Here is a 5,828-nt window from a genome sequence, read left to right as displayed (position 1 = left end):
CTATGCTCAATACTCGTGTGCACCAAAGCGAGGTTTGGGCATGACATCAGACACTCCACCGATTGCCGCGCAAGGCGTGGCCACCCTGCCCGACGAGGCATGGGCGCAAGCCCGGCACCGGACGGAAATCATCGGGCCACTGGCAGCGCTTGAGGTGGTCGGGCATGAAGCCGCCGATGAGGCAGCCCAAGCGCTGGGCCTGTCCCGGCGACAGGTATATGTCCTGATCCGTCGCGCCCGGCAGGGTACTGGCCTGGTAACAGACCTGACGCCCGGCCGATCCGGCGGCGGCAAAGGCAAGGGGCGCTTGCCGGAACCGGTCGAGCGCATCATCCGCGAGCTGCTGCAAAAGCGCTTCCTGACCAAGCAGAAACGCAGCCTGGCGGCGTTCCACCGCGAAGTCGCGCAGGCGTGCAAAACCCAGAAGCTGCCGGTGCCGGCGCGCAACACCGTGGCCCAGCGGATTGCCGGACTACACCCGGCGAAAATAGCCCGCAGCCGGGGCGGGCAGGACGCTGCCCGTCCCTTGCAAGGCGCGGGTGGCATTCCGCCAGAAGTCACCATGCCGCTGGAACAGGTGCAGATCGACCACACCGTCATCGACCTGATCGTGGTCGACGAGCGCGACCGGCAACCGATTGGCCGCCCATATTTGACCCTCGCCATCGACGTGTTCACGCGCTGCGTACTCGGCATGGTGGTCACGCTGGAAGCGCCGTCCGCCGTCTCGGTCGGCCTATGCCTCGCGCATGCCGCCTGCGACAAGCGGCCCTGGCTGGAAGGGCTGAATGTGGAAATGGACTGGCCGATGAGCGGCAAGCCCAGGCTGCTCTATCTGGACAACGCGGCCGAGTTCAAAAGCGAAGCGCTGCGCCGTGGCTGCGAACAGCATGGCATCCGGCTGGACTATCGCCCACCAGGCCAGCCGCACTACGGCGGCATCGTGGAACGGATCATCGGCACGGCGATGCAGATGATCCACGACGAATTACCGGGGACGACCTTCTCCAATCCCGGCCAGCGCGGCGAGTACGATTCCGAGAAGATGGCCACCCTGACGCTGCGCGAGCTGGAGCGCTGGCTCGCGTTGGCGGTAGGCACCTATCACGGCTCCGTGCACAACGGCCTGCTCCAGCCGCCGGCCGCGCGCTGGGCCGAGGCCGTGGAGCGCGTTGGCGTCCCGGCCGTCGTTACCCGCCCCACCGCGTTTTTGGTCGATTTCCTGCCGGTGATCCGCCGCACCCTGACCCGCACCGGCTTTGTCATCGACCACATCCACTACTACGCCGACGCCCTCAAGCCGTGGATTGCCCGGCGCGAGCGCTTGCCCGCCTTCCTGATCCGGCGCGATCCGCGCGACATCAGCCGCATCTGGGTACTGGAACCGGAAGGTCAGCACTATCTGGAGATCCACTACCGCACCTTGTCCCATCCGGCCGTCACCCTCTGGGAACAACGCCAGGCGCTGGCCAAATTGCGTCAGCTCGGGCGCGAGCAGGTGGACGAGTCGGCGCTGTTCCGCATGATCGGGCAGATGCGCGAGATCGTGACCACCGCCCAGAAGGCCACGCGCAAGGCGCGGCGCGACGCTGATCGCCGCCAGCACCTCAAGACGTCGGAGCCACCGGCCAAGCCCATACCGCCGGATGTGGACATGGCTGACCCGCAGGCAGACAACCTGCCGCCGGCCAAACCGTTCGATCAGATCGAGGAGTGGTCGCCGTCGATGAATATAAGAGGACTTGCCATGGAATGCTCTCGGACATAGGAAATCAGGAGTTCCAATCTTCAGTGAGGGGCTAAGATAGGAAAAGTTGAATTTCTAAACGATGAAATTCAGCTTTTCTGAACAAGGAGTGACTCATGCGCGAAATCAGCCTGGACCGTCTGCGCACGTTGGTGGCCATTGCCGACCTGGGTTCGTTTGCCGAGGCGGCCCGTGTGCTGCACCTCGCGCCACCCACGGTCAGTTTGCATATTGCCGACCTGGAGTCGCGGGTTGGCGGAAAGCTGTTGTCGCGCACACGTGGGCGCATTCAGCCTTCGGCGATTGGAGAAACGCTGGTGGAGCGCGCGCGGCGCCTGTTGGCGGATGCGGAGCAGGCGCTTGAGGACGTGGAGCGTCAGGTGCAGGGCTTGGCCGGGCGTGTGCGGCTGGGTGCCTCCACAGGGGCCATCGCACAGTTGATGCCGCAAGCTTTGGAGACGTTGGGCCAACGCCATCCCGCTATCGATGTGCAGGTCGCGGTGCTCACGTCGCAGGAAACTTTGAAGAAGCTTGCCGAGGGCTCTTTGGAGATCGGTCTGGTCGCGCTGCCACAGACCCCGGTGAAGGAATTGCGGATCGAGCCATGGCGGCGGGACCCGGTCATGGCCTTCTTGCCGGCTCGCTGGGAATGCCCGGATGTTGTGACCCCCGGTTGGCTGGCCGCCCAGCCATTAATTCTGAATGACAAAACTACTCGGCTTTCGCGCTTGACCTCGGAGTGGTTCGCCAGTGATGGACGGCAGCCCACGCCGCGTATTCAACTGAACTACAACGATGCGATCAAAAGCCTAGTGGCGGCCGGTTATGGTGCGACGTTGTTGCCGCATGAAGCCTCCACGCCATTGCCCGATACCAGGATCGTCATGCGGCCATTACAGCCCTTATTGTGGCGTCAACTTGGTATTGCCCACCGTGGTGGGGACGTCGAGCGGCCTACGCAACATGTGCTGGATGTGTTGTGGGGGTTGAGTGCGGGCTAGGGCGATGTTGTCAGAGAAAGGACCGCTTTCGACCCGGTCATACGGTGATTGAGGTCCCAGGCGTCAGCTACCGCACCTGAAGCCGTCGTTCATCGCTCCAAAGCCGGTGCCTGTCTCCGTTCGCCCAGGCCAGGGTGTCGTAGTACTTGTGCAGCAGCTCGGTAATGGCGGCGGTGTCGTCGGTCATGGGGTTTCCTTGGGGTTGGCGGTGAGGACTGCCTGGACGCGTGCTTGCAGCGCGGGCAGCACGTCTTGTTGGAACCAGGGGTTGCGCACCAGCCAGCGATTGTTGCGCGGGCTAGGGTGAGGCAGGGGGAACGCTTGCGGCCAGTGCTCGCGCCAGGCTTCGACCACCCGGGTGAGCGGCGTCTTGCCAGTACCGAGGTGGTAGTCCATGGCGTAGCTGCCCAGCACGATGACCAGCGACAGGCGCTCGAAACGCTGCATGAAGGCTTCGCGCCAGGCGGGGGGCGCACTCCGGGCGTAGCGGCAGGTCACCGCTTTTGCCGGTGCCCGGATAACAGAAGCCCATGGGCAGAATGGCGATGCGGGTAGGGTCGTAGAAGGTGTCGCGGTCCACGCCCAGCCAGGCGCGCAGACGCGCGCCGCTGGCGTCGTCGAAGGGCACGCCTGAGGCATGGACCCGGGCCCCCGGTGCTTGGCCGGCGATGAGGATGGGCGCACTCGGGTGAAACTGGAAGACCGGCTGCACGCCGTGTGGCAGATGCGGTGCGCAGCGCGTGCAGGCGCGGACGTCGGTCAGAAAGGCGTCGAGTGTCGGCATGGCGCGCTTCCGGAAAGGGTGGCTCGCGCAGGACGGAGGTGCCATCCTGCGCGAAGCGTAACCCGGCAGCAAGTCAGTGCTGGGTCAGTGTCGGATAGCCCTGGATGAATACGCGGTCGGTCTTGGCCGCCGGCACATGGCAGCCCATGCAGTCGGCTTCGTAGCTGACGGCGACATTCTTGGCGGGGGCGTCGGCCTTGAACAGCGCCCAGCCCCAGCCGTCGCCCCACAAGGGGTTGCTGGCGAAACGGCCTTTGGCGTCCTTGACCATCACGAACCACACGGCCGCATCGGAACCCCAGACCACAGGGTTGCCAGTGGTCATGGCGCTGGTTTCGAGCTTGCGGATCTCTTTCACCAGCGTGGCGCCGTCCAAGAACTTGCCGGTCTTGCGGTAGTGCTCGGCCGAGGCCTTTAGTCGCCGGCCGTGACGGCCAGTGGCAGGACGAGGGCGCTGGCGAGCAGAGCGCCGGTGAGTGCGATTTTCATCGTGTTCTCCTTATATGCCTATGGAGATCAGACGGCGACCACGGGGAAATCCACCGTGGGGTCGGCGATGTGGTTGGTGTAGTTGGTGAGCGTGTTCAGCGCGACGTTGGCGATCACTTCCAGTATCAGGCCGTCGTCGAGCCCCGCGCGGCGGTAGTTGGCCATGGCGTCGGCCGACACCACGCCGCGTTGCTCGACCAGCGCGCGGGCAAAGCCGGCGATTGCATCGTCAAGTGCGTTGGCCGCCTGGCCGGTGCGGGCCGCGGCGATGGCCTCTGCCGACAGTCCGGCACCTTTGCCGATCAGGGTGTGTGCGCTCAGGCAATACTGGCAGCGATTGGCTTGAGCGGCAGCGAGCGCAACGATCTCGCGCTGGGAGGCATTCAGGCGGCCGGTGCCCAGCGTTTCGGACAAGCCGAGGTAGCCATTGAGCGCCGCCGGCGCGTGGGCCAGCGTGGCGAACAGGTTCGGCACCATGCCAAGCTTGGCTTTGACGGCCTTGAGTGTGGCAGCGGTAGCGGCGTCAGCGGTGTCGATGGTCAGGGGGGCGATTTGGGTCATGTCTATCTCCGTAGTGGGTGAGGTGCAAGAGCACGTGGGCATGATCGCCCTTTGTTTGGTACGATATGGCACGTAAAGTATCAAATACGTAACCTATCGTCTTATATGGAGAGTGGAATGGCGGATCGACTGGCCGGCTTGCTCCGGCACTACTCGCTTTCGGCGCGCGTTTTTCACAGCGGCGCCTTCTGTGGGCAGCATCATTACGCGGCGCCGCATGGCTATATCCATCTGGTGCGGCGCGGCCCGATTACGGCGCGTTCGCCCGTGCATGAAGATCTGCTGGTTACCGAGCCGAGCCTGCTGTTTTATCCGCGCGTGGCGTCGCATCGTTTTGTCGCCGCCCCCGGCGATACCGCTGAGCAGTTGTGTGCGGAGGTCGACCTGGGCGCTTCGACGGGCAATCCGTTGGCCATGGCCTTGCCGTCGATGCTGCTGATTCCGTTGGCGGACTTGCCCGGCCTCGGGCCGACGCTAGAGTTGCTGTTTGCCGAAGCCGAGCGCGACCAGTGCGGTCGGCAGGCCGCCATCGACCGCTTGTGCGAGTTGCTACTGATCCAGTTGCTGCGTTATCTGATGGATGGGCGGCTTGGCGCCACCGGACTGCTGGCGGGCCTGGCCGACCCGAAACTCGCGCGCGCCATAACCGCCATGCACGATGCGCCGCAGACCGCGTGGTCGCTCGAGGCGCTGGCGGCGAAGGCGGGCATGTCACGCGCGCGCTTCGCCGCCGCGTTCAAGGACGCGGTGGGCGTCACGCCGGGCGACTATCTGGCCGACTGGCGGATGAACGTCAGTTGCACCCTGCTCAAGCAGGGGCGGCCGGTGGCGGTGGTGGCCGACCGCGTCGGCTACGGCAGCCCGAACGCTCTGGCGCGCGCCTTCCGCGTGCGCATGGGCTGCGCCCCGCGCGACTGGCTGGCGCAGCAGCGCGGTGACGCGGCGCTCAGCGGTTCGTGAGTTTGAGTTCGATTCGCCGGTTCTTGGCGTAGGCGGCGCCGGTGTTGCGCTCGTCGAGCGGGTGAAATTCGCATCACGCCGGAACAACTGGCGGAACTCCAGGTGGCGATCCGTCAACGGCTGGTCAGTCTGTTCGTGCGGCGCGGCCGGCTGGACAAGGCTGAGTCAGTGGCGCAGGTAGCTGGATGACGCTGTCCCGCCCTGAGCCGACGCTCACAGGCGGGGATTTCCAGTGTCGTCATTGTCGGCTATTGGCCGGCAGCAGCCCGTCGTTGCCTGATGGATC

The 5,828-nt window shown here is 65.1% G+C and carries 7 protein-coding genes; 3 read left to right on the top strand and 4 right to left on the bottom strand.

The window, feature by feature from the left end; translation table 11 throughout:
- Nucleotides 1-40: 40 nt before the first annotated feature.
- Both HMPREF3142_RS25985 and HMPREF3142_RS25980 read left to right on the top strand, forming a co-directional pair.
- Nucleotides 41-1,768, top strand: a complete 1,728-nt coding sequence (locus HMPREF3142_RS25985; RefSeq protein ID WP_003830779.1) for a Mu transposase C-terminal domain-containing protein — start codon at nt 41-43, stop codon at nt 1,766-1,768.
- Between the two features lie 95 nt (nt 1,769-1,863).
- Nucleotides 1,864-2,748 (top strand): LysR family transcriptional regulator, encoded by an 885-nt coding sequence (locus tag HMPREF3142_RS25980; protein WP_003465017.1) that lies wholly within the window; start codon nt 1,864-1,866, stop codon nt 2,746-2,748.
- Nucleotides 2,749-2,931: 183 nt separating this feature from the next.
- Here HMPREF3142_RS25980 and HMPREF3142_RS29665 read toward each other — a convergent pair whose 3' ends face one another.
- The 4 genes from HMPREF3142_RS29665 to HMPREF3142_RS25965 all read right to left on the bottom strand — a co-directional run bounded on the left by HMPREF3142_RS29665 (nt 2,932) and on the right by HMPREF3142_RS25965 (nt 4,582).
- The gene (locus tag HMPREF3142_RS29665; RefSeq protein WP_223866296.1) at nt 2,932-3,144 is read right to left on the bottom strand and encodes a uracil-DNA glycosylase family protein; all 213 of its coding nucleotides are present in this window, start codon (nt 3,142-3,144) and stop codon (nt 2,932-2,934) included.
- Nucleotides 3,047-3,532 (bottom strand): uracil-DNA glycosylase family protein, encoded by a 486-nt coding sequence (locus tag HMPREF3142_RS30270; RefSeq protein WP_020309195.1) that lies wholly within the window; start codon nt 3,530-3,532, stop codon nt 3,047-3,049. The genes HMPREF3142_RS29665 and HMPREF3142_RS30270 overlap by 98 nt, the downstream gene beginning before the upstream one ends.
- A 73-nt stretch (nt 3,533-3,605) precedes the next feature.
- Nucleotides 3,606-3,908 (bottom strand): cytochrome P460 family protein, encoded by a 303-nt coding sequence (locus HMPREF3142_RS25970; RefSeq protein ID WP_003830782.1) that lies wholly within the window; start codon nt 3,906-3,908, stop codon nt 3,606-3,608.
- A 140-nt stretch (nt 3,909-4,048) separates the two neighbouring features.
- Complete coding sequence (locus tag HMPREF3142_RS25965; protein WP_003830783.1) at nt 4,049-4,582, bottom strand: carboxymuconolactone decarboxylase family protein; 534 nt, start codon at nt 4,580-4,582, stop codon at nt 4,049-4,051.
- Nucleotides 4,583-4,699: 117 nt separating this feature from the next.
- Between HMPREF3142_RS25965 and HMPREF3142_RS25960 the strand changes: the two genes are divergently transcribed.
- The gene (locus tag HMPREF3142_RS25960; RefSeq protein WP_003830784.1) at nt 4,700-5,542 is read left to right on the top strand and encodes a helix-turn-helix transcriptional regulator; all 843 of its coding nucleotides are present in this window, start codon (nt 4,700-4,702) and stop codon (nt 5,540-5,542) included.
- The last annotated feature ends 286 nt before the right edge of the window (nt 5,543-5,828 follow it).

Origin of the sequence: Klebsiella sp. HMSC16C06 (assembly GCF_001808325.1) — a bacterium.
Lineage (GTDB): Bacteria > Pseudomonadota > Gammaproteobacteria > Enterobacterales > Enterobacteriaceae > Klebsiella > Klebsiella variicola.
This window is presented reverse-complemented; position numbering and strand designations above follow the sequence as displayed.